Raw genomic sequence first — 20,396 nt, 5'->3', positions numbered from 1 at the left:
TGGGCTTCAAGCCCATGCTCTGTCCCACTCTGTATATCCATTCGTTCGGCTAGGGGTTGGATATCACCCGGTAGAAGTTTCTGGGCGCTTCGGCGGGAATGACCACATTGGTTTGCGCCACGCCGGTGACGGTGCCCAGCGTGCTCCATGTTCCGTACACCAGGTCGTCATTTTCCTGCAAGGTGCTGGTGGCCCAGGTCGTCAGGTTGGAAGCGCCGAAGACCACGTTACCTACGCCGTCGATGTTGATCGTGAGTACTGCCGGAGGGATTTCCTCGTTGGGCGTTACATCGGCATAGGTGTCGCCGATTCGAACCTCGTCGATCGCACCTTGCATTCCACTGGTGGAACGGAAACTGAAGTAGTCGCCGCTGGCGTTGTAGTCGCCCGTTTTGGACAGCAAGGGCGTGCCGGGATCCTCAACCCAGGGTTCCGGATTGAGCCAAACATTGAAGACATCGCTGCCGGGGGTGTCCGAAAACGTTACACGACCCACCAGGAGATAGGTCTGGTTGGTTTCAACCACACCGGCGGCAACTTCGTCCGTCCCCATTCCCTGAATCTTAACCTGTCCGTCATTCATGACAGTCAGAAGGGTGGCGTCAACTGCACCCAGATCCCCGGTATTCGGCGTATCGACAAAGGTGGCTACGCGCAGTTCGTCGCCCAGTCCGCCGTCACCATCGGGGCCCATGTTAACCAGGAAGGAGAACCATACCGCTTTCCCGTCGGTGGTGAAGTTGCTACCGCCCCACGATCGCGCGGCGGCATGAGATTCAGGATAGACGACGGATCCACCTGCGGTATCCAGTCCGGGATAATCGAAGCCATTTTGCGAAAAGAGGGCCGACGCATTACCCCCCCACACCCATGGCCCCTCCCAATTGGTTCCGCCATTTTTACCTACCAAACTCGACCCGTCGCCATCATATTCAAACCGATCCTCGGCCAACAGCCCTACCTTGGACTGTGCCAGGGCCGATGCCGTGGAGGCGGGTGACTCCTGCCCGTAGATGTCATGGGCTGCCACGGCATAGTAATAAGTGACCCCGGGTACTACCGCATAGTCCTGGTAGTTGTTGGTGACCACTCCTACCAGCAGATCAGTGATCGTGCCTGGCGACTCGCCCCGATAAATCAAATACCCGGTAACGTTCGACTCCGAACTCGTGTTCCACGTGAGGTCGATATAGCTGGGTTTGCTGACGGCCGACAGTCCGGCGGGGGCCACCGCAGGGGGATCCGGCAATACCACAAGCGATAATGTTTTTCCTCCAGCAGACACTACAAAATTTGCGTCAAAGAGGGCACCATCGATGGGTGTGCCATCCAGGGTCCATGTCCCCGCAAGGGCAGCATCTCTCCATGTCGTAGCGGTGAAGCTATATGCAGTCAGGTAACCGCTCCAGTCGCTCAGAACATTCACCGTTCCATCAACATCTGTAGAAGTTGTCGCGCCCGCATCGGTTGCCACAGCCGTACCGCCGATGGTGACTTGTCCGACATCGAAAATGAAGCTCCCGGCCACGACGTTGCCACCCAGAAAATCGAGCGTCGACGAGAAAGCTGTAGAGCCGAACTGACCACCGGCGGTGTGCGTTCCTCCGTTGATCGTAATGTTTCCGCCATCACTTTGGGCCTTAAAATCATCCCCTGCATTAACCGAACTGCCCGCGTTGAGGGTAAAAGAGCTGTCCTTCGAAAAGAAATCGTCGGAGAGATTCACCGTCGCGTCGTTGAAAATCCAGGTATTACCACCCGCAGCAGGAAAATCAATCCCACCGCTGAGGGTTGCATTGCTGCCGACGGTAACCGTTGCCCCACTGAAGAGCTGTTGATTCTGGCTCGCATTACCCAACGTTCCATCGACATCAACGGTGCCTGAATTTCCAGGTCCCGGCAGGCCACTGGACCAACTATCCGTTGAGCCCAAATATCCTGCAGTGTTCGTAAAAATGGTGGTATCCGGCTCCGGCAACGCCTCAATCGATAATGTTTTCCCATCAACAGACACAATAAACTCTGCGTCAAAGAGGGTGCCATCGATGGGTGTACCATCCAGGGTCCAAGTCCCTGCAAGCACAGCATCTCTCCATGTCGAACCGCTAAAGCTGTTTGCAGTCAACCAACCGCTCCAGTCGCTTAGAACATTCACCGTTCCATCAACATCTGTAGCGAGTGTCGTGCCCGTAGCGGTTGCCACAGCCGTACCGCCGATGGTGATGGCTCCGGCATTGAACTGGAAGCGACCGGCAACCACGCTGCCACCCAGAAAATCGAGTGTCGACGTAAAAGGTGTAGAGCCGAATTCATCACCGGCGGTGTGCGTTCCTCCGTTGATCGTAATGTTACCGCCATCGCTCTGGGCCTTAAAATCATCCCCTGCATTAACCGAACTGCCCGCATTGAGGGTAAAAGAGCTGTTCTTCGAAAAGAAATCGTCGGTGAGATTCACCGTCGCGTCGTTGATAATCCATTGATTACCACCTGCAGCAGGAAAATCAACCCCACCGCTGAGAGTTGCACCGCTGCCGACGGTAACCGTTGCCCCACTGAAGAGCTGGTTATCCTGGCTCGCATTACCCAACGCTCCATTGACATCAACGGTGCCTGGATTGCCGGATCCCGGCAGGCCATTGGACCAGTCACCTGCTGTGCCCAATGCTCCTCCATTAAAATCGGTATCCGCCTGTGCAACACCAACCACCCCTAACAAGAGGCCTAATCCAATTATGAACTTTGCTTTCATATCCATGCTCCTTTTTCTGATTTTGTCCATTAGTTTTAACTAGACCACTTCCGCAACAGCCTGAAACCTAGACCTCAGCACATACTGCAAACATGTTCTTCCTTGATCAAAAAAATCGGTTTATCTGGGCCGAAGAACCATTCGCTAGCTCTGACACGACCCTCGGTAGCCCAGCTCTTCCGCAACGCGCCTGACTCGAAACTCTTTTTCCTCCGAAATGACAACCGCCTGCTCCAGCCGGCCCGACAGAATGCGCGATACCATCGACGCAGATACCCCGGATTGTTTTGCTATGACCTTCTGAGTCACCGGCCTGTTCAACTATTGATCCGTTTTCATTTCACTCAAAGCTCTTACCTCGAACAGCTCAATCGGTACACTAAAACACGCAAGCCATCTCATATTTCGCAATCAAGATGTGCGCAATCGGTGTCATTGTCAACTTTTATTTTGCATTTATCTTAAAAAACTCTATGTTCAGATCATGATTAACACCACAGAACCATCCCACCGGACCACGCTTCAGGACATTGCCGATCACTGCGAACTGAGCCGCTCTACGGTCGCACGGGTACTCAACGGCAATGCCGGGAAATTCCGGATTGCGACCGCCACCATCGAAAAAGTGCAGCAGGCAGCCCGGCAACTGAACTACCGCCCCAACCGTCTGGCCCGAGCCGTCAACGACCGCCGCACGCACCTGGTCGGCATTTCCGTTCCAATGTACGCGAGTGATGACATCACTCAGGAAAAGAAAAACGCAAACAACCACCGCATCACCGGCATACTCTTTTCCGCCATTTCCCAGCACCCCCTGTTTAAGAAGTATGATCTAGTGCTCCACAACCGCGACGAACATACCGACCACCCCTTGGACGAAAATGAAATCCAGCGGGACCTGCTCGACGGCATGATCTACAGCACCCCCTCCCTTAAGCATCAGGAGTTTTTCAAAACCATCACCAAGGATATTCCTCTGGTACTGATGGGCGACATCGAGGAACTCCACGACTCCCTCATCTGCATCGACATCAACAACCGGAAAATGGCCCGGCAGGCCGCCGAACATCTGCTCTCCATCGGCCGCAAAAAAATCATGCTCCTGGTGCCGGAGGCCTCCCTCTCCGCCATCTGTATCCAGGACCGCATCAACGGGGTTCGCGATGCCCTTCATGCATCCGGAATCGAAGACAACCCGGACTTCACCCGCATCATCCGCGCCGATGAAAAGGTGATCGCCGACTTCATACGCAGCAGCGCCTCCATTGATCAAGTCGATGCTATCCTCTGCCTGACCGACGAACTGGCCATGCTGTGCATGGATCCGCTGGAACAGCGCGGCCTCCGGATTCCGGAGGACGTCGCGCTGATGGGATTCAACGGCATCGACCTGTTCAGCGAAAAGGCCGCGCGGCTCTCCACCGTAAAAATCCCGTTCCACCAAATGGCCTACAAAGCCACCGAAAAACTGCTCGAAGTACTGGAAGGCAAGCAACCCTACACCCCCGGCTTCTGCGAAATCCCGGCCGAGCTGATCATCCGCGAATCAACGGTTAAGAATTCATTAAATTGATACAGCGGCTAGACTGCACACGGACGACGACGGCCAGTCGACATCCTATTTCACTCTCGCTTCTAGAGCCCCAGCTCGAACCGGTAGTTGCCCGAAAATACGGTTTCTGGCGTGCGCCCATCCGGGAACTCGATGGTAGCCGTCGTATTGGGAGGAACCTCGACTTCCATGATTATTTTACCGTTTTCTTTTTTCCATCCGCTGGAAGCCTTGCCGTAAGCGGTTTCGAGTTCTGCCCCGGCATAGGTGAGCTGGGGGGCTATGAGCGGCCGAATAAAGAAATGCTTGTAGCCGGGATGGGCCGGATCGGGAGCCAGACCGGCGACCCGTTCATACAACCACTGACCGATGGCTCCATAGGCATAGTGATTAAAAGAATTCATACCTTCCGGATGAAAGCCGTCTTCCAGCGTATAGCTGTTCCAACGTTCCCACATGGTGGTTGCCCCCTGATTGATCGGATAGAACCAGGAAGGATAGGTTTCCTTGAACAGGAGATCAAACGCCAGCTCAGCGTGCCCTTTGCGGTCGAGAACTCCCGCAAGATATGGTGTTCCCAAAAAGCCTGTTCGTAAATGGTTTTCGGCCTCGCCAATCAATCGCACCAGGTGCTCCATCGCCTTGCCCTGCAAGTCGGAAGGAATCAGATCAAACTCAATCGCCAGCAGATAGGCTGTCTGCGTTTCGGGCGCATTTTGCAGCTTACCGTCGGCATCGAAATAGTGTTTGGCAAAAGCCGATTTAACAGTCCCCGCCTCAGCATCGTATTTCTCGGCATCGGCCGTCCGATTAAGAACGCGCGCGCTATCGGCCAGAATCTGAACACTTTTCGCATAGAACGCCGCGCCAAGCAGCGCATGGGGTGTGTCGCCTTTGGTCTTTTCAGAATACGGCTGGAGCCAGTCGCCAAAGCCTTTGATATTCGGCGACAGCCCATCGACCGACTGGCCGCGATACCAGCCGACCAACCTTTCCATCATCTCGAAATTAGCAGCCAGCAGCTCAATGTCACCGGTGCGGACGTAGACCTCCCATGGAATAATAGTGGCCGCGTCCATCCAGCCGGGGCTATCCCCTTGAATCAGCACGTCGGGAATTACGTGCGGAATCCGGCCATCGGCGAATTGATCGTGGCGCATCGAACCGAGCCAGCTTTTCCAGAAGGCGTGGCAATCATAATTAAACAGGGCGGTTGGCGCAAAGGCTTGAGCATCACCCGTCCAGCCGAGACGCTCATCGCGTTGCGGGCAGTCGGTCGGAATATCGAGAAAATTACCGCGCTGTCCCCACGTAATATTGCGCTGCAGCTGGTTCAGCTTTTCGTGCGACGATTCGAATGTTCCAATCCTTGGAAGATCAGAGTGCAGCACCACCCCCGTCACCCAGTCAGCTGAAGGTTTTGCGCCTTTCGGCAACCCGGAAAGTTCGACATAACGGAATCCGTGGAAGGTAAACACCGGTTCCCATTCGATGGTTCCGGTCTCGGCAGCCGTATAGTAGTCGGTCGATTTGGCATCGCGATAATTCGCCGTATACATCGTGCCGTCCTGATTAAGCATTTCCGCAAAGCGGAGCGTGGTGGTCTGATCCTTCACAACAGGAATATGAACCTTCGCCCAACCGACCATGTTTTGACCGAGGTCGAAAACAAAACGTCCCGGTTCCGGCTCGGTTATTTCCTGAACAGCCAGCATTTCCGTCGCCCGGACGGGGGCAAACGGCTTGGGCACCAGGCGGGCGGAACCGAGGTCGGGATTGACAGCAACCGCGCGCCAGTTCGCAGGCACCTTGCGGGCATCATACTCCTCGCCGTTGTAGATACTGGAAGACCGGATCGCGCCATCGAACGTACCCTGCCAGGTTTCATCCGAAAGAACCATCTCGGTACGCCCGCTCGTATAGGTTATTTCCAGCTGGAGCAGCAATTCAGGCAGGATCCCGTAACTCCATTTCTGGCCGCGGAACCCGATATTGCCCGCATACCAGCCTGTACCCAGCAGCGCATTGAGCTCGTTGCCTCCCGATTGAAGGGTGTCGGTCACATCATAGGTCATCGTATCGAGCCGGTTGTTGTATGACGTCCAACCATTGGAAAAATGGTCGTTGCCCACCTTTTTGCCGTTTAGCTCGATTTCAAAAACGCCGCGTGCCGTGACATATAACCGCGCCCGCTCGACTTTTTCGGATACTGAAAACTCGCGTTTAAAATAGGCGACCGGCTCTTCCGTCGTTGTTGACGAAGGAAACCGCCCCCTCATATTTTCATTTAGCGTGTCCTTCTTTTTTTTCCTGCCCACTTTATAGGTAACCACCAACTCCTTGGCTTCCCCATATGCCGGATCGCCCCCAAGCGTATGGTTATTCACGTTGAAGGATAGTGTGTTGCTCCTGATTTCTTTCTGAAGCAACTCGGTCACATCCTGGTTGCGACGCGAATTTTGTTTCGAGCGGTATACCGCCTTGATCAATTCAAACGCTGCATCAGGCTCCGCCTCAACCACCGGCCGTATCCATTGTGCGTTCCAATCCTTGGAAGTCAGCAACCCCAGCTCAAACGATGCGTCTCTGCTCCAGCCCGAATCCGTTCCTTTTTCATCGCGGAACTTCACGCGCCATTCGAGCCGCTGGCGCGAGCGCAGTGGCTCACCGCCGTAGGGCACGAATACCGATTGATCGGATTCCACCCAGCCGCTGTCCCACAGGACCGCGTCATCTTGCACTTCGATCCGATAGGCCGTTTGCTTTTTCACCCCGTCCGGCAATTTCCAGGAAAAAATCGGCGTGGAATCATAAAACCCCAGCGGGTTAACAAATCCTTCACCAACCGTCAGAGAATGTGCGCCAGTTCCGGCCATTGCCGGAACTGCAGCCAGCATGGCCATCAGAGTAATCCATTTCATTTTAATCATGTGTTTCCTTTTTCCCCGGCACTTTCGGGCAGGTAAGTTAGATACGTTTCAAGTCGTTGGGCCAACTGCTTGCGCACAGCGACATATTCAGGATTCGAAGAATAACGCTTATATATTCCAGTCGCCAAAATCATTCTGCGGTCCATCATTCTGCGCCCCGCTTCAATACGCCATCAAAGGTTGCTTGAAACCAAAGCAAACAGTTCAGCGACACTCAACCCGGCACCTTCCGCAATGGCTCCGAACGTGAGAGCCGGGGACGCCTCGACTCCGTGCTGTTTCAGCAGAGCCACCACGTCTTTAACGCTCACTTCATATTCGGTGCACAGTTCCCTGAGCGTGCGCCTGCCCAGATCAACGGTTCGATCAACCTGCTCGAACACGTTGGCAAATTCCTCCAGCTTTCCCGCCGAGGTGTTGGTGATGGAGTCGTTGTGGAACAGGCAACCGGTAACCGTGCCCGCAATAAAATCCTCTTCCAGTAAAACCGCATTTTTACGCGGCACGATCAATCCGGTCCGCGGCCGCGAAAACTCGCACTGACTGAGGATCATTCGACCATTGGTTGCGCGGATGCAAGGCACCCCCTTACCGGGTATATCCCAATCGCTGAAATGGCATGCGTTCAGGATCACGGTTCCGGAACCTTCGTTAACCACCTGCTCGAGGGTTTCCTTGACCACCCAGAAACCGCTGTTGGAGATTTTCACCGGTCCGCTGTTTTCCGGGCCGATTTTAACGGTCGACATAAACTGGCAATTGGAAAACTGAACACCGGCGTGCCGCTGCACCTTATTGACCTGAACCGCCACCGGCCCGACATCTGATCCGGATTGCGTAACGAGCGCGTTGCCGCCGCCATGCCCGAAATCATCGAACAAAAAGCCCTGCTTGGCAAAAATTACAAAACAGTTGCTGATATATTCCCAGTCGCTCCGGCCAATCTTAAAGCCCACCAGGTTTTCCATCAGATACGGCTGAAGAATGCTGTTCCAGTAGCCGTCCTCCCCGCCGGGAAAGTCAGCCGGCGGCTTCGGCAGCTTCGGCTCCAACCCGATGCGCTTCCAGAGATTGGGATTAAAATGGACATTTTCCAGACGCCCGACATCGTAGCACTGATCAATGTAGATCCCGATATTCAGCGGACATGCGTACACATTGCGAATGAAGTGCAGTTCGTTAACGTAGGTGCCGGCATCAATGGCGCGGTAGGGATTGGTCATTGCCACATCGACCACCTGGCACATCTCGCCCCGAATCTGAATGGTCCACGGATAGGGAACCACCGCGGGCGGGGCCTGCTGTTCGGGATAGTGAATCATCACATTCCTGACCGATGCATTAAACTCCAGCACAATCGCCGGGGTTGCATCAACATTTCCTTTGCCTCCATACATATGCAACACCGTCCCAACAGGGTGCATCGGATGCGGAATACCGTCATAGGATCCTTTCAACGTCACGCCGGCGGGCACCGTCAACGAGCCGTCAAGGCGATAGGCCCCCGCCGGCAGAAAACAAATCCCCCCTTTATTCACGGCATCATCCAATGCTTTTTGCACCGCAGGCGTATCATCGGCCCTGCCATCGCCACGTGCACCATAATCCACCACATTGGCGCAATCCAGGGAAGCCGAACAGACTCCTGCTACCGCCATAATCGACACCATAATCATCCAATGTATTTTCATAAAATCACTTTCATATTCGTTTTTGAACCGTTTCCTGATTATATCACCCAGGTTCCTTCTAAGCTGATTCCAAAGCCATTACGGCCGGCTGCCTCCATCCAAACGTTATTGTATGATGTTGTAAAAGGAGGACGGGTTGGCGTCATAGTACTTATCAAGGATGATGCCCGCCCTAACCAGCTCCTCCAGTTTTTTTCAAAAGCGCGACCGTTTCGGGGTCGGGTTCGTAGTCTGAGGTCGGGAGCAGTTAAGAAGCCATCTTTCAAATATTGATCCGTTTTCATTTCACTCAAAGTCCTCACCTCGAACTGCTCAATCGGTGTACCGTAATAACATTTTAATCCCGTTTAAATTTATATACATTCTTCCACAACCGGTGTCATTTTCAACTTATTATTTTGTATTTATCTAAAATCCATTTATCTTCAGTGCACGATTAACACGACCGAACCATTTCAACAAGGAACTAGTATGTCACCCCCGAAAACCACCCTCTCGCGCCGCACGATGCTGCGGATTTCAATGCTCGGAACTTCCGCAATCGGCACTCCCATGGTGATCCCCTCCAGTGCGTTAGGGCTCTCCGGCCATATTCCCCCGAGCGAACGGGTCACGCTGGGCATGATTGGCCACGGGCTTATGATGAACACACATATGGCAGGCGTGCTCAGCCACCCGGGCGTTCAGGTGCTCGCGGTGTGCGATGTCGACCGAAAAAAACGCGAAAAGGCCAAAGCCTGGGTCGAAGAAACCTATGCCGCCCATGCCGCCTCCAGTTCCTACAAGGGGTGTGCTGCCTACAACGAACACGAAAGAATTACGGACCGTTCTGATATCGACGCCGTCTTTGTCGTTACCCCCGACCACTGGCATGTCCCGATTTCGCTCGACGCCGTCCGCTCCGGCAAGGATGTCTATGTTGAAAAACCAATGAGCCTGACCATCAAAGAAGGCCGCATTCTTTCCGATGCCGTCCGTCGCTATGGTGCCGTGCTGCAGGTGGGTTCGCAGCAGCGTTCGGAATATTCATTCGGCAAGGCCGCCGAAATGGTCCGCAATGGCTGGATTGGAAAGGTGCATACGGTCTACACCAGCCTGGGACGCTTCCCCGACGGAAACGAACTGCCCGGGGAAGCCATTCCGGAAGGGTTCGATTATGACCGATGGCTGGGGCCGACCCCATGGAAACCGTACAACCGGAACCGCGTGCTGGGAAGCTTTGGCGGCGGCTGGCGCTCCTACTGGGAATACGGCGCCCGCAAGAACGGCGACTGGGGCGCGCATCACTACGACATTATCCAGTGGGCGCTCGGCATGGATCATTCCGGACCCGAATTTTTCTTCCCGCAGGGCTGCGACGACTCCGGCTGTCAGGGCTACACATACAAGAACGGACCGACCATCTATCGCGACTACCACGGTCCCGACCGGAAATTCAACTCCCAGATCGAGTTTCATGGCGAAAAAGGAAAAATCGGCGTAGGCCGCGAAGGCGTTCTGGTATCCGAACCCGGCGATCTGAAAAACCGCCCGCCGTCCCCGACCGACCTGCGCCTGGCGGCAACCACCGGGCACCACCTCAACTTCCTGAACGCAATCCGCACCCGAGAGCGCACCATAGCCGATGTGGAAATCGGGCACCGCACCGCAACCATCTGCCATCTCAGCGCCATCTCGGAACGGCTCAACCGAACCCTCCAATGGGATCCGGTCCGCGAACGGATTATCGGCGACCCCCAGGCATCCAAATGGCTCGACCGTCCGCGCCGCGCCCCCTACTCCCTCTAAACAGGATCCCCTCTATTATGCTCAAGAAATTATTACTGACCACCCTCCTGTTCGCATCCGCTTCTCAGGCCGCGATTCAGGAGATTCTCCCCCGACTCACCGCAGCCGACCTAAACATCCAGACGCAGGCGCGCCTGGACCTGCTGGCCGCCTGCTCCACCGCCGGACGCCCGGGCGCCGAAGCCGAACGCAAAGCCCTATGCGAAGACATTTGCGCCGAACTCAACACAGGCATAGCGGCTCCTGCCGCAATCGCCCTGGCGCACGCGCTTCAGCGCATCGGCGGCGAGGAATCCATCGCAACACTGGTTCCAATGCTTCGAAGTTCCGACCCGCATCTGCGCGATGCAGTCCGCAAGGCACTGGCCGTGAATCCCGCACCGGACGCCGGGAAGGCTTTACTGGCTGAACTGAAAACCGCGAACGATCCTCGCTGGACCGCCGGTCTGATTATGGCCCTCGGTGAACGCGGCGATGCAAAAGCGGAAAAGTCGATCACGCCCCACCTGAAAAGCAACGATCCGGACATCTTCGCCGCAGCGGCAAAGGCGCTCTCTATAATCGGAACGAAAGGAAGCATCAAAGCGCTGGCCAAACAACGCAGCCAGGAAACCGGCAAGCGCGAGGCGACACTCACCGCCGCGCTGTTTGAAACCAACCTGTAAACGCCGGTTGAAAAGTGCACCGGGCGGCGGGGCGGTCTAAAAGTGTAACACTCCAACTAAAACTTCCGGATTTCCGGACGGATCGGGCAACGTGGTTGCCTAACCGTTTCGGAACCGGGAGGTAAAGGAGTGTACATAGACATGCAATGGTGGACCGATATCAGACGAAAGGTGCTTGTTGAAGGCGTCAGCAAGCGACAGGTTAAGGCCGAGTACAGGATTCACACCAAGACGCTGGAGAAGATTCTGGCGCACCCCAAGCCTCCGGGATACCGGATGGCCCAGCCGAGGCCGAAGCCCATGATCGGGCCGTTTCTCGGTCGGATCGACGAGATTCTCCGGCAGGACCGGGAGTTGCCAAAAAAGCAACGGCATACGGCCAAGCGGATTTTTGATCGCCTGAAAGAGGAAGGATACACCGGCGGGTATACGCAGGTGAAAGATGCCGTGCGCAACGCCCGGGTGCGTCTGAAGGATGTCTACATTCCGCTGGCCCATCGGCCCGGAGAGGCGCAGATGGATTTCGGCTATGCCCTCGCTAAAATAAACGGCCAGCTTCGGAAGGTCGCATTTTTTGTGATGAGCCTGCCGTATTCGGATGCGGTTTATGTGCAGGCCTACGAAAAGATCTGCACGGAGGTTTTCTGGGATGGGCATGTGAGGGCCTTCACCTTTTTCGATGGCGTACCCTGCCGTATCAGCTACGACAACGAGCGGGTGATGGTGGCCAAGGTGATGAAGCGCCACCAACGCAAGCTCACCGACGGGTTCCTCCAGCTCCAGAGCCACTATCTGTTCAAGGAACACTTCTGCAACGTGGCCCGAGGTAACGAAAAGGGCGTGGTCGAATCGATGGTGCGCTATACTCGTTCCAACTTCATGGTTCCGGTGCCGGAGGTTCGTAGCTTTGATGAGCTCAACCGCATGCTTGAAGAGCGTTGCCGGGAGGAGCTTGGGCGTAAACTGCGGGGCAAGGACGGAACGAAGGGGCAGTTGCTGGCCGATGAGCGTGGCCGTTTTATTGATCTGCCGGTCGTGCCGTTCGAGTCCTGCCGGGTGCGAACCTGCACCGCCAGCTCCTTGTCGCTCGTGCGTTTCGACGGCAACGATTATTCGGTGCCCGTGCGCTACGCCCACTACGAAACGGTGGTCAAGGGCTATATCGACCGGATTGTGGTCTGCCGGGGCGATGAATGCATCGCCGAACATCCCCGGTTGTGGGGCAAGGCCGGCGTCCATTTCAACCCCGTGCACTATCTCGCACTGCTCGAACGCAAGCCCGGCGGGCTCGACCACGCCCGGCCATTGGAAGACTGGAAACTGCCATCCTGCTTTCGGGATCTGCGCAGCAGGCTGGAGGCCGATCTCGATGGCGAAGGAACCCGGGAGTACATCAAGGTGCTGCGTCTGCTCGAAAAGCATTCACCCAAGGAACTGGCCCGGGCCGTTGAGCAGGGGCTGCGTTGCGGGGCCTCCTCCCGAGACGCCATTGCCCAGTTCCTCATTCCCCGGCCGGAATGGCGATGCACCCGGTTCAACCTGGATGGACACGAGCATCTACGCCACGTGCAGGTCGCCAGCGCAGATGTGGCCGATTACAATCGCCTGCTCGGACAGGAGGTGGGCGCATGAGTGCACAGACCTCGTCACACGTACTGCTGGAGCACTACCTCAAAACGCTCAAGCTGCCGAGTATCCTGCGGGAGCACCGCAAGATGGCCTCGGTCTGCCAGGCCGAAGGGGCCGACTACTCGACCTACCTGCTGCGGCTCATCGAACAGGAGATTCATGACCGGGAACAACGGGCCGCCGAACGCCGGCTCAAGTCCGCCCGTTTCCCCGTCGTGAAAACCCTCGATAGCTTCCGGTTCGAGGAGCAGCCATCGATCAACCAGCCGCTAGTGCGGGAGCTTGCCCACGGCGAGTTTATCAAGGAGCGGGAGAACGTATTGCTGATCGGCAACAGCGGAACCGGAAAAACCCACCTCGCCACCGCCTTGGCGTTCGCCGCCTGCCAGATGGGCTTCAAGGTGCGGTTCTTCGGCGTCACCGCCCTGGTCACGCAGTTGCTCGAACGCCGGGAGGAAAGGCAGCTTGACCGGTTCTTCAAGCAACTCGAGCGCTCCGACCTGCTCGTTCTCGATGAACTCGGCTACGTTCCGTTCTCCAAGCTGGGGGCTGAACTGCTTTTCGAAGTCGTCAGCCGGGCCTACGAACGCACCAGCCTCGTGGTGACCACGAACCTGCCCTTCGAATCATGGACGGAGGTGCTGGGCTCCCAGCGGCTTACCGGAGCCTTGCTCGACCGCCTGACCCACCGGGTCCATATCCTCGAGGCCAATGGTGAAAGCTTCAGGTTGCAGGACTCATTGCGCCGCCGGGGACAGCGGCAGAAAACAAAGAAACCGTAGGAGCAATTGACACCCGCAAGGAAGCGGGGTAATTAACGAAAAAGTGTTACACTTTTGGGCCGCCGCCCGGTGCACTTTTCAACCGGCGTTTACAACAACCAAGTCGAATTCACCCACGAGCGGGAGCTCTACCACGGATCCATCCGGGGCATGCACCGGCACACAGAACGCCTGCGATACCGACAACACCTTTTCCTTGGGATCGGCATTATCGATAAAGCACTTCACCACATTCCGGCCGGTATCCGCCAGTGACTCGAAACTAGTCTTCGCACCGAACTTGATATTTTGTTCGTTGTTAGCTTTTTTCCAGAGTTCTGAGAACATTTCGATATGAGAATCGACATCAGGCTGTTCACCGCGCTGGATCCACTGATAGTAGTGCTCCAACACCTTGTGCACACAGGTACCGAACACTAGCGAGTTAGATACGAATGGCTTTGGTAGCTTAGCAACCCGCTCATAATAGAATTGCAAGCTACATAAATTCAGAATTTGATTTATCTGACTGTTCGAAAGGTGCGGACGCTGCCGCAGTTGGCTTAATGACTGTGTCATGGTTCATTTTCTCCTTGGGTTACACATAAAAACCCCGCCATCCACAGTGGACGACGGGGCTTGATTCGGGGTTGGTAGTGACCTGGGCTAAGCGGCGGCCTTCAACACATCAACGAAGGCGCTTGCATCGCGCTTACTGAGGTCATACACGTTACCGGCCTCGTAGAGTTCGGCAACCTTGCGGTTTAATTCAGGAAGGCCGAGGTTCTGTTCCTGTCCTAAGCGAAGGATGAATTGAACCTGGCGATTAGTACAGCGTTGATCGGTACCGCGGCCGTTATCATGGTCACGACGATCATGCGGGCGTTCCTCCCGGCGACGTGGTCGCTGGGCACCCCGGCCAATGGTTAGTTCTGACTCGACGCTATCACGAACCAATTCAAATGTTTCGGCAATAGCCCGCTGGATCTCAGATGCCGTAGCATCAGATCCGATCTCTTTTTCGATGCTGCAGAATACAGATTCAGAACTGAACCGTGCCTCTGTCGGGAGCTTCTTAGAATAGCTTCCTGTAATCTTAGTCATGGTGATCTCCATATTTAGTGTTAACACGAAAAAGGCCCGACAGCATCAGCTGAAGGGCCTGTCAGAGGGGTTACGGAACCAATCCTTCTCCTCTCTACTATATTATTACATCTTTTATGATCATTTTAACCATTTTTCATGATTTTCAGGGTTTTCAGGGTTATATCACGGTCTATACGGCGAAATACCGGCCATTTATGAGCCCCACCCATGATGACGGAGGAAATACAAATCCTTCCAGCGCTTCAAAATTTTGGTACAGTGTTCCAAAATAAAATGGATTTCACTTTTGCCGATAACTCGCATATACCATTATACAATGTGGTTACTTTTTTCTTTTTTTACCCTCCTGGAGGTTTTGCGCTTCCGGCTCGCGCCGACCAGAGGGTAAAAAAAGAAAAAGGAATCCGCTTATCTTTAGATAAGGTATATGCGAGTTATCGTCATTTTTGATTGGGGGGAGTTTTTTGCACAGCGTTCCAAAATATATTGTTAAAGCCTGGGGACCGAGTAACCCGCTGAAGATTACCGGCGTAATCTATGATAACCGAAAGGGAAAGGACGGAACCGAGTACCTCCACAACCGGTATATCCATGACGCTGTTTACGGTCATGTGAGCAAGCTGGATGCTTTCAAGAGCGAGTTGAAGGACACAAACAGCTGGGTTCACCAGATGGTTGATATAAAAACAAATGACCCCAAATCCAACATCTACAAAGCAGCGCGTCGGGTGGCCTATATTTCCCGACGATACCGGGCCAATGCCTCCAGCTTATATAATCTTCTCAAAGACAGAAGTCATACCCCCTTGATACCCTACCCTTTCGAAGACGATGAGGTTGCCATGGAGCTTCCTGCAAGCCGTATTCCTGATGACACACTCATCCAAAGCCTCCGACTTCTTAAACGTATGTTTTTCTGCACACCGAACCAGGGCGTGGGCAACAACCTTAGCCAGCAGTATTCCTGTGGGCAGTACCGATTATGCCCGTGGTGCCGCTACGAAAAAATCCACTACATGTTCACTGAGATCGTCGCTGAACTGAAGAAAGATATGCAGGTCTGTGTGACGCACTTCTCCACGCCGTGCGACCGACGCACCTTCGATGTAAACAGTGATCCGGCTATGTATGAGAAGGCGGTTAAGAGCGCCTGCAAGGGCAGGAACAAGGGCTGGCTGAAAGATTATGTAATAACGCTGCCGTACAGGGTTCGGACAGCCAACTATGATAAAGACAGCGACGATAAATATAACTTGGTATGGCGCACCACTGTTATCGCCCTTGCTGAGGGAGGGGAAAAGCTGCAGTCACCAGAGGAAGCATTCCCCAAAACCTCCGACTTCCCCACAACCTTCATGTCGGAAGGCCCATGGCTAAAATTTCCTCCGACCAAGGCGGGGCTGTGTGATGCCTTCAGAACGTTTGCGGAGTTCCCGTTCTGGATGCTGTCGCTCTACCACGACCCCCACTTTGTGGCGGATGCCCTGACCACCCTGGCGGCAGGAAGCCGCGATAGAGCGGTCGGGCACGGTTTTTAAACTAGGACTTCGGCTTCGGGAATGGACATACTCATCCTGGCATCAAACGATCTGAGATCGCTTATGAGCCCCGTAGTTCGCCTATACCGGTCGAGTAAGGACCAGGCCAGCTCACCCCATAGGCAACGCGGAATATACAATCCCTGCACACTCAGCGCCGATGCGTTGAGTGCCAACCTCGCGGTGTCTGCCGATCTGAGTTCCCCCTCCAACAGTTCGATCAGGATCCGGTCAACTGACCGGTGCCGAACCGGCTCCCGGCCCCTGGGCGACTCGTAACCTTCAAACAAGTTCCGGCACGACTCCGGCCACGGCACGCTTTGATAAAGCCGCCCCCATTCTTTGAGAAAGGCCGGCGGATAAATCCCATTCAGGGCAAAGTCTTCGACAACAGACTGCCAATGCCTGGGTTTGTAACGCGTATCATCGTATTGCGGCGCAGAGACCATACACCGGTTATCGGCACGTATGGCCGCGGCATCACCGACACGGGTGCGATGAACAACAAACAGCTCTTTTAACCGGATGGCGAGATCGGCCTTGAAGTGAGTAATTAATTTCATGCACGGATCGCCTTCCAAGAGGCAGTCCAACATCTTTGTCTCGGCTTTCAGCTCTTCGGCATCAGGCTCGATGCCCGTCAGCTTATTATACAGATCCAGCATCTCATGCTCACTGACAAGCGATACGACTTCACCTGCTTTAGCTATCGGATCGGATGAAAGTAAATCGAGTATATCCCTGCGACCATAAGCCCTGAAAAACAGACACAACCTAATCAATGTTGACTTAATATCTGCCGACGAACCACGACAGAATAACGCGACAAGAACAAGACCCTGCCGAGGTGTCATTGAACTCACCAGTTGGCCGGCGGCACGCAACAGCTGCTCCTGATCCCCGGCTTTGCTGACAACCGGGAGGCAGTTTGCTCCCGAGAAAAAAAGTACACCACTCATCACACCACCTCCACGTCCGGAAGTTCAGGCTGAACAGCAGGCTCCTGTCCGAGCGCAAATCCAGCCTGAAGATACCCCGCGACATCGGGGGCGCTCCGCAACCCCAACGACTCAGCCTCTGCGCTCAGCACAAATTTCCCAAGGTCCATATCTACGTCAAAAAACTCTCCCGGCCTTCCCAAACTCCGGAACCTGCCGTTGGCCCCATCAAGCCACGCCAACTCTCGATGATTGGATTTTGGATTCGCGATCCAGCAGACTTTTTCATCCCCGCCCCCGTCCCCGCCGATCATCAGGCATTCATCCACTAATTTGGTGACAAAATCACGGGACTGCATAACGTCACCGGCTGTCGGGCATACAGTAGCGTCTCCGGTATCCCGCTTATCCCCGTTTCCGATGAACAGGGCATGATCTACCGTATGGGTAACGTGTTTCATACCCTTCGCGTGATTTATTTCCGGCCGAAACGTAGGAGGCTTCTCCAATAGGGATTCCCGGGTATGGTTCAGCAGAATGATGGCAACGTCAGAAGCCCGAGCTGCTAGGCCGAGTTTCTTTCGAACCCAGCTAAGAGACTCCTTACGTACATGGATATCCCCGACCATTCTCGGCAGGGCATTGATAATAATTACATCAGCACCCTTACTATTCTCACGGATATGTGACGCCGTATCTGTTAGACCATAAAAGGGAAGATACTCAACCACATGCAGTTCACCTAAAGGCTGGCAACCGAAGCTTAGGGGATGTTTCGTCCCCTGCTCTGAAAGCAACGCCTTGGCACTTTCCTCCGCCCGGAAAATATCCTGACGAACTTTTGGTGCGTCATAGTTGAGAAACTCAACCTTCAACCCAAGTGATGAAAGATCCACGGCTAACTGCGCCCCAATCACCCGAACGGAAACAGGGACATACTCCGACGCGACGATCATTAATATTTCGCCACGTTTAAGCAGATCTATGATCCACTTAATAAGGCTCTCCACCGGCGGGTTGAAATAGGGCGGCAAAGCCGCCCCCATTAATTGAATTACCTTTTTCAAATCAACCCCGACTATGCAGCCTGCTCGCAGGTGAGTTCCGGATACATCTCGGTGAAACGGGTCCTAGCTTGCTCCGCGGCTCGCTCAAAATACCGACCTTCCTCAAGTTTCTCTAAGGTGAGATCCTGCGGGTCATTGATAAATGAGGCGATGACAGCGTCATACAAAAAATCCAAATGCGAGCCGCCCGTTCGGCACACTTCCTCTTTCGACTGTGCCATTATTTCTTGGCACATAGAGCTAGTGTCCATGCTCATATAATCAAGTATGATTTGGCTCACAACTTCAAAGGTATAGGTATGAAAATTTCCGATGCTAGAAATATTACTCCAGGCCCGTGCCAAAACACTTGCATGATGCATCTCATAATCATCAAACCTAGATCCCCATCGCTTAGACACTGTGAGCCCAAGTAACATTCCGTCGCGAATTACATCTGAAAAATCAAATCCCCGATGACAGGATTCCTGATATCTGGACTTAAGCTCCATGAATTCGTCTGTTTCTTGAATTTCACCGATACGACCGAGGATTTTATCAGCCGTAATAAATAGATCCTGAAAAGAAACCTGATTTTCACGACTCATGAGAAACTCGATGTGCGCCTACCCCCAATCTTAAACCACGGATCGGTGAACTTAAGGTGGAACCTGCGGTTCCCTGTTCCGTGTTCTGGCGGCCAACGAGCCGCCCTTCCATGATGCCGTCGCGGAGCGGAGCCCGTCCCCGAAGGGGCGGCCCGGAGGGCCGAGGGCGGAGCGCAGCGACGGCATCACTTGCGATCATGTTCTGACTGCTCCTTCCATGAATACCTCGGCGGGGGTGCGTTTGTCCAGAGCGCTGTGCTTCCTCTCGTGGTTGTAATATTTAAAATAGCTGTCAAGGCCCCGATGCAACGCATGCCCGTCGGCATAGCATGCGGGATAGATTTTCTCATACTTCACCGACCACCACAGTCGTTCGATGAATACGTTGTCCAACGCCCGGCCTCGCCCGTCCATGCTGATGGTGATGTTCTCGTTTAACAGGACACCGGTGAAGGCGTTCGAGGTGAACTGGCTTCCTTGGTCGGTGTTGAATATCTCCGGATTCCCCTGCGTCAGCGCACGCTCCAGCGCATCAACGCAGAACGTGCTCTCCATGGTGCTTGAGAGCTCCCAGGCGAGCACATAGCGGCTGTACCAGTCGATTACGGCGGTCAGGTACATGTATCCATGCCGCATCGGGATGTAGGTGATGTCCGTACTCCAAACCTGGTTCACCCGTTCGATGTCCACATTGCGCAGCAAATAAGGGTAGATCTTGTGCCTCGGGGCGGGCTTGCTCGTGTGCGGACCGGGCGTGATGGCCTGAATCCCCATCAGCTGCATGAGGCGGGCGACCCGCTTGTGATTGACATCATAGTCTTGATCACGCAACCAGTCCGTCATGCGTGGATAGCCGAACTCCGGATGCCGGAGATACTGCTCGTCGATCAAACGCATCAGAAGCAGGTTCTCCGGCGTTTCCGGGGCGGGGTCGTAGTAGAAGCCCGATCTGGGGACGCCTGCGAGCCTACACTGCCGCCGAACCGAATAATCGGTGCCGGGCTCCACCCAGCTGCGGCGCGTTGAAAGCGGCAGGCTCATAGCTTTTTTTCGAGCCACTTCACGTCCATCTTCAGACGCCCGATCTCTTCGTAAAGTGGAGCCGTAAGCTCTTCTTCCGTTTGAGCCTGCTTCTTTTTCCCCGATGCAAAAAGATCCGGCGCATTCGAAAGCAACTGCTTCTTCCAATCCGAAATCTGGTTCGGATGGACCTGATATTCCGATGCCAGCTCCGCCAATGTCTTCACGCCCTTGATGGCCTCAATCGCCACCTTGGCCTTGAACTTGTCCGTGAATGTTCTTCGTTTTCTTCCCATTTCCATGCGTCCTTTTGTACCATGTTGAGGACGCAGGTTCCACTTAAGCCGGTGGTCCGAAAATCGGGGTTAAGCGCA

General features: G+C 54.5%; 17 protein-coding genes. 7 read left to right on the top strand and 10 right to left on the bottom strand.

Annotation, left to right across the window (positions count from 1 at the left end):
* Nucleotides 1-49: 49 nt before the first annotated feature.
* Together E9954_RS21135 and E9954_RS33920 are read right to left on the bottom strand one after the other, a co-directional pair.
* Nucleotides 50-2,749, bottom strand: a complete 2,700-nt coding sequence (locus E9954_RS21135) for a hypothetical protein (RefSeq protein ID WP_136081288.1) — start codon at nt 2,747-2,749, stop codon at nt 50-52.
* A 144-nt stretch (nt 2,750-2,893) separates the two neighbouring features.
* Nucleotides 2,894-3,058 carry a LacI family DNA-binding transcriptional regulator gene (locus E9954_RS33920; protein ID WP_407947775.1) on the bottom strand — a complete coding sequence of 55 codons (165 nt, stop codon included), beginning with the start codon at nt 3,056-3,058 and terminating at the stop codon, nt 2,894-2,896.
* Nucleotides 3,059-3,233: 175 nt separating this feature from the next.
* Here E9954_RS33920 and E9954_RS21125 point away from each other — a divergent pair, with 175 nt between their 5' ends.
* Entirely contained in the window at nt 3,234-4,322 is a 1,089-nt protein-coding gene (locus tag E9954_RS21125; RefSeq protein WP_136081286.1) for a LacI family DNA-binding transcriptional regulator, read from the top strand.
* A gap of 62 nt (nt 4,323-4,384) precedes the next feature.
* Here E9954_RS21125 and E9954_RS21120 read toward each other — a convergent pair whose 3' ends face one another.
* Nucleotides 4,385-7,231, bottom strand: a complete 2,847-nt coding sequence (locus tag E9954_RS21120; protein WP_136081285.1) for an alpha-L-rhamnosidase — start codon at nt 7,229-7,231, stop codon at nt 4,385-4,387.
* A gap of 173 nt (nt 7,232-7,404) precedes the next feature.
* Nucleotides 7,405-8,889, bottom strand: a complete 1,485-nt coding sequence (locus E9954_RS21115) for a glycoside hydrolase family 55 protein (protein WP_222847265.1) — start codon at nt 8,887-8,889, stop codon at nt 7,405-7,407.
* Between the two features lie 504 nt (nt 8,890-9,393).
* On the opposite strand from E9954_RS21115, the gene E9954_RS21110 reads away from it, so the two are divergent.
* The 4 genes from E9954_RS21110 to istB all read left to right on the top strand — a co-directional run bounded on the left by E9954_RS21110 (nt 9,394) and on the right by istB (nt 13,786).
* A complete protein-coding gene (locus E9954_RS21110) occupies nt 9,394-10,710 on the top strand; it encodes a Gfo/Idh/MocA family protein (RefSeq protein WP_136081283.1) in 1,317 nt (438 codons plus the stop codon).
* 17 nt (nt 10,711-10,727) lie between these two features.
* Complete coding sequence (locus tag E9954_RS32685) at nt 10,728-11,375, top strand: HEAT repeat domain-containing protein (RefSeq protein ID WP_168442480.1); 648 nt, start codon at nt 10,728-10,730, stop codon at nt 11,373-11,375.
* A gap of 141 nt (nt 11,376-11,516) precedes the next feature.
* Nucleotides 11,517-13,007 (top strand): IS21 family transposase, encoded by a 1,491-nt coding sequence (istA, locus tag E9954_RS21100; protein WP_136078865.1) that lies wholly within the window; start codon nt 11,517-11,519, stop codon nt 13,005-13,007.
* Nucleotides 13,004-13,786, top strand: coding sequence for an IS21-like element helper ATPase IstB (istB, locus tag E9954_RS21095; RefSeq protein ID WP_136078866.1), 783 nt, complete (start codon nt 13,004-13,006; stop codon nt 13,784-13,786). Before istA ends, istB begins: the two co-directional genes overlap by 4 nt.
* A 78-nt stretch (nt 13,787-13,864) precedes the next feature.
* Here the strand turns inward: istB and E9954_RS21090 are convergent, their stop codons facing one another.
* Together E9954_RS21090 and E9954_RS21085 are read right to left on the bottom strand one after the other, a co-directional pair.
* Complete coding sequence (locus tag E9954_RS21090; RefSeq protein ID WP_136081282.1) at nt 13,865-14,344, bottom strand: PD-(D/E)XK nuclease family protein; 480 nt, start codon at nt 14,342-14,344, stop codon at nt 13,865-13,867.
* 87 nt (nt 14,345-14,431) lie between these two features.
* Nucleotides 14,432-14,869, bottom strand: a complete 438-nt coding sequence (locus tag E9954_RS21085; protein WP_136079610.1) for a hypothetical protein — start codon at nt 14,867-14,869, stop codon at nt 14,432-14,434.
* Between the two features lie 210 nt (nt 14,870-15,079).
* Here E9954_RS21085 and E9954_RS21080 point away from each other — a divergent pair, with 210 nt between their 5' ends.
* Nucleotides 15,080-15,322, top strand: a complete 243-nt coding sequence (locus E9954_RS21080; protein WP_136079611.1) for a hypothetical protein — start codon at nt 15,080-15,082, stop codon at nt 15,320-15,322.
* A 14-nt stretch (nt 15,323-15,336) separates the two neighbouring features.
* On the top strand, nt 15,337-16,410 hold the full coding sequence (locus E9954_RS21075; protein ID WP_136079612.1) for a hypothetical protein: 1,074 nt from the start codon (nt 15,337-15,339) through the stop codon (nt 16,408-16,410).
* Here E9954_RS21075 and E9954_RS21070 read toward each other — a convergent pair.
* The 4 genes from E9954_RS21070 to E9954_RS21055 form a co-directional block, all read right to left on the bottom strand.
* Entirely contained in the window at nt 16,407-17,369 is a 963-nt protein-coding gene (locus tag E9954_RS21070; RefSeq protein WP_136079613.1) for a hypothetical protein, read from the bottom strand. The genes E9954_RS21075 and E9954_RS21070 overlap by 4 nt on opposite strands.
* On the bottom strand, nt 17,369-18,415 hold the full coding sequence (locus E9954_RS21065) for a hypothetical protein (protein WP_136081281.1): 1,047 nt from the start codon (nt 18,413-18,415) through the stop codon (nt 17,369-17,371). Before E9954_RS21065 ends, E9954_RS21070 begins: the two co-directional genes overlap by 1 nt.
* Nucleotides 18,416-18,426: 11 nt before the next feature.
* Nucleotides 18,427-19,002, bottom strand: coding sequence for a hypothetical protein (locus tag E9954_RS21060; RefSeq protein ID WP_136081280.1), 576 nt, complete (start codon nt 19,000-19,002; stop codon nt 18,427-18,429).
* 195 nt (nt 19,003-19,197) lie between these two features.
* A protein-coding gene (locus E9954_RS21055; RefSeq protein WP_407947718.1) for an IS3 family transposase occupies nt 19,198-20,318 on the bottom strand; the annotation gives its coding sequence in 2 pieces (ribosomal slippage) (nt 19,198-20,052 and nt 20,055-20,318; 1,119 coding nt in all).
* Nucleotides 20,319-20,396: the final 78 nt, after the last annotated feature.

This window comes from Pontiella desulfatans, from assembly GCF_900890425.1.
Lineage (GTDB): Bacteria > Verrucomicrobiota > Kiritimatiellia > Kiritimatiellales > Pontiellaceae > Pontiella > Pontiella desulfatans.
Note: the sequence above shows the minus strand (reverse complement) of the source record. Positions and strands in the feature narration are given on the sequence as shown.

What these genes read in the sequence shown, in the direction of transcription:
- E9954_RS21135 (WP_136081288.1), bottom strand. Translation starts at nt 2,749, where the DNA reads ATGAAAGCAAAGTTCATAATTGGATTAGGCCTCTTGTTAGGGGTGGTT.
- E9954_RS21125 (WP_136081286.1), top strand. Translation starts at nt 3,234, where the DNA reads ATGATTAACACCACAGAACCATCCCACCGGACCACGCTTCAGGACATT.
- E9954_RS21120 (WP_136081285.1), bottom strand. Translation starts at nt 7,231, where the DNA reads ATGATTAAAATGAAATGGATTACTCTGATGGCCATGCTGGCTGCAGTT.
- E9954_RS21115 (WP_222847265.1), bottom strand. Translation starts at nt 8,889, where the DNA reads ATGGCGGTAGCAGGAGTCTGTTCGGCTTCCCTGGATTGCGCCAATGTG.
- E9954_RS21110 (WP_136081283.1), top strand. Translation starts at nt 9,394, where the DNA reads ATGTCACCCCCGAAAACCACCCTCTCGCGCCGCACGATGCTGCGGATT.
- E9954_RS32685 (WP_168442480.1), top strand. Translation starts at nt 10,728, where the DNA reads ATGCTCAAGAAATTATTACTGACCACCCTCCTGTTCGCATCCGCTTCT.
- istA (WP_136078865.1), top strand. Translation starts at nt 11,517, where the DNA reads ATGCAATGGTGGACCGATATCAGACGAAAGGTGCTTGTTGAAGGCGTC.
- istB (WP_136078866.1), top strand. Translation starts at nt 13,004, where the DNA reads ATGAGTGCACAGACCTCGTCACACGTACTGCTGGAGCACTACCTCAAA.
- E9954_RS21090 (WP_136081282.1), bottom strand. Translation starts at nt 14,344, where the DNA reads ATGACACAGTCATTAAGCCAACTGCGGCAGCGTCCGCACCTTTCGAAC.
- E9954_RS21085 (WP_136079610.1), bottom strand. Translation starts at nt 14,869, where the DNA reads ATGACTAAGATTACAGGAAGCTATTCTAAGAAGCTCCCGACAGAGGCA.
- E9954_RS21080 (WP_136079611.1), top strand. Translation starts at nt 15,080, where the DNA reads ATGATGACGGAGGAAATACAAATCCTTCCAGCGCTTCAAAATTTTGGT.
- E9954_RS21070 (WP_136079613.1), bottom strand. Translation starts at nt 17,369, where the DNA reads ATGAGTGGTGTACTTTTTTTCTCGGGAGCAAACTGCCTCCCGGTTGTC.
- E9954_RS21060 (WP_136081280.1), bottom strand. Translation starts at nt 19,002, where the DNA reads ATGAGTCGTGAAAATCAGGTTTCTTTTCAGGATCTATTTATTACGGCT.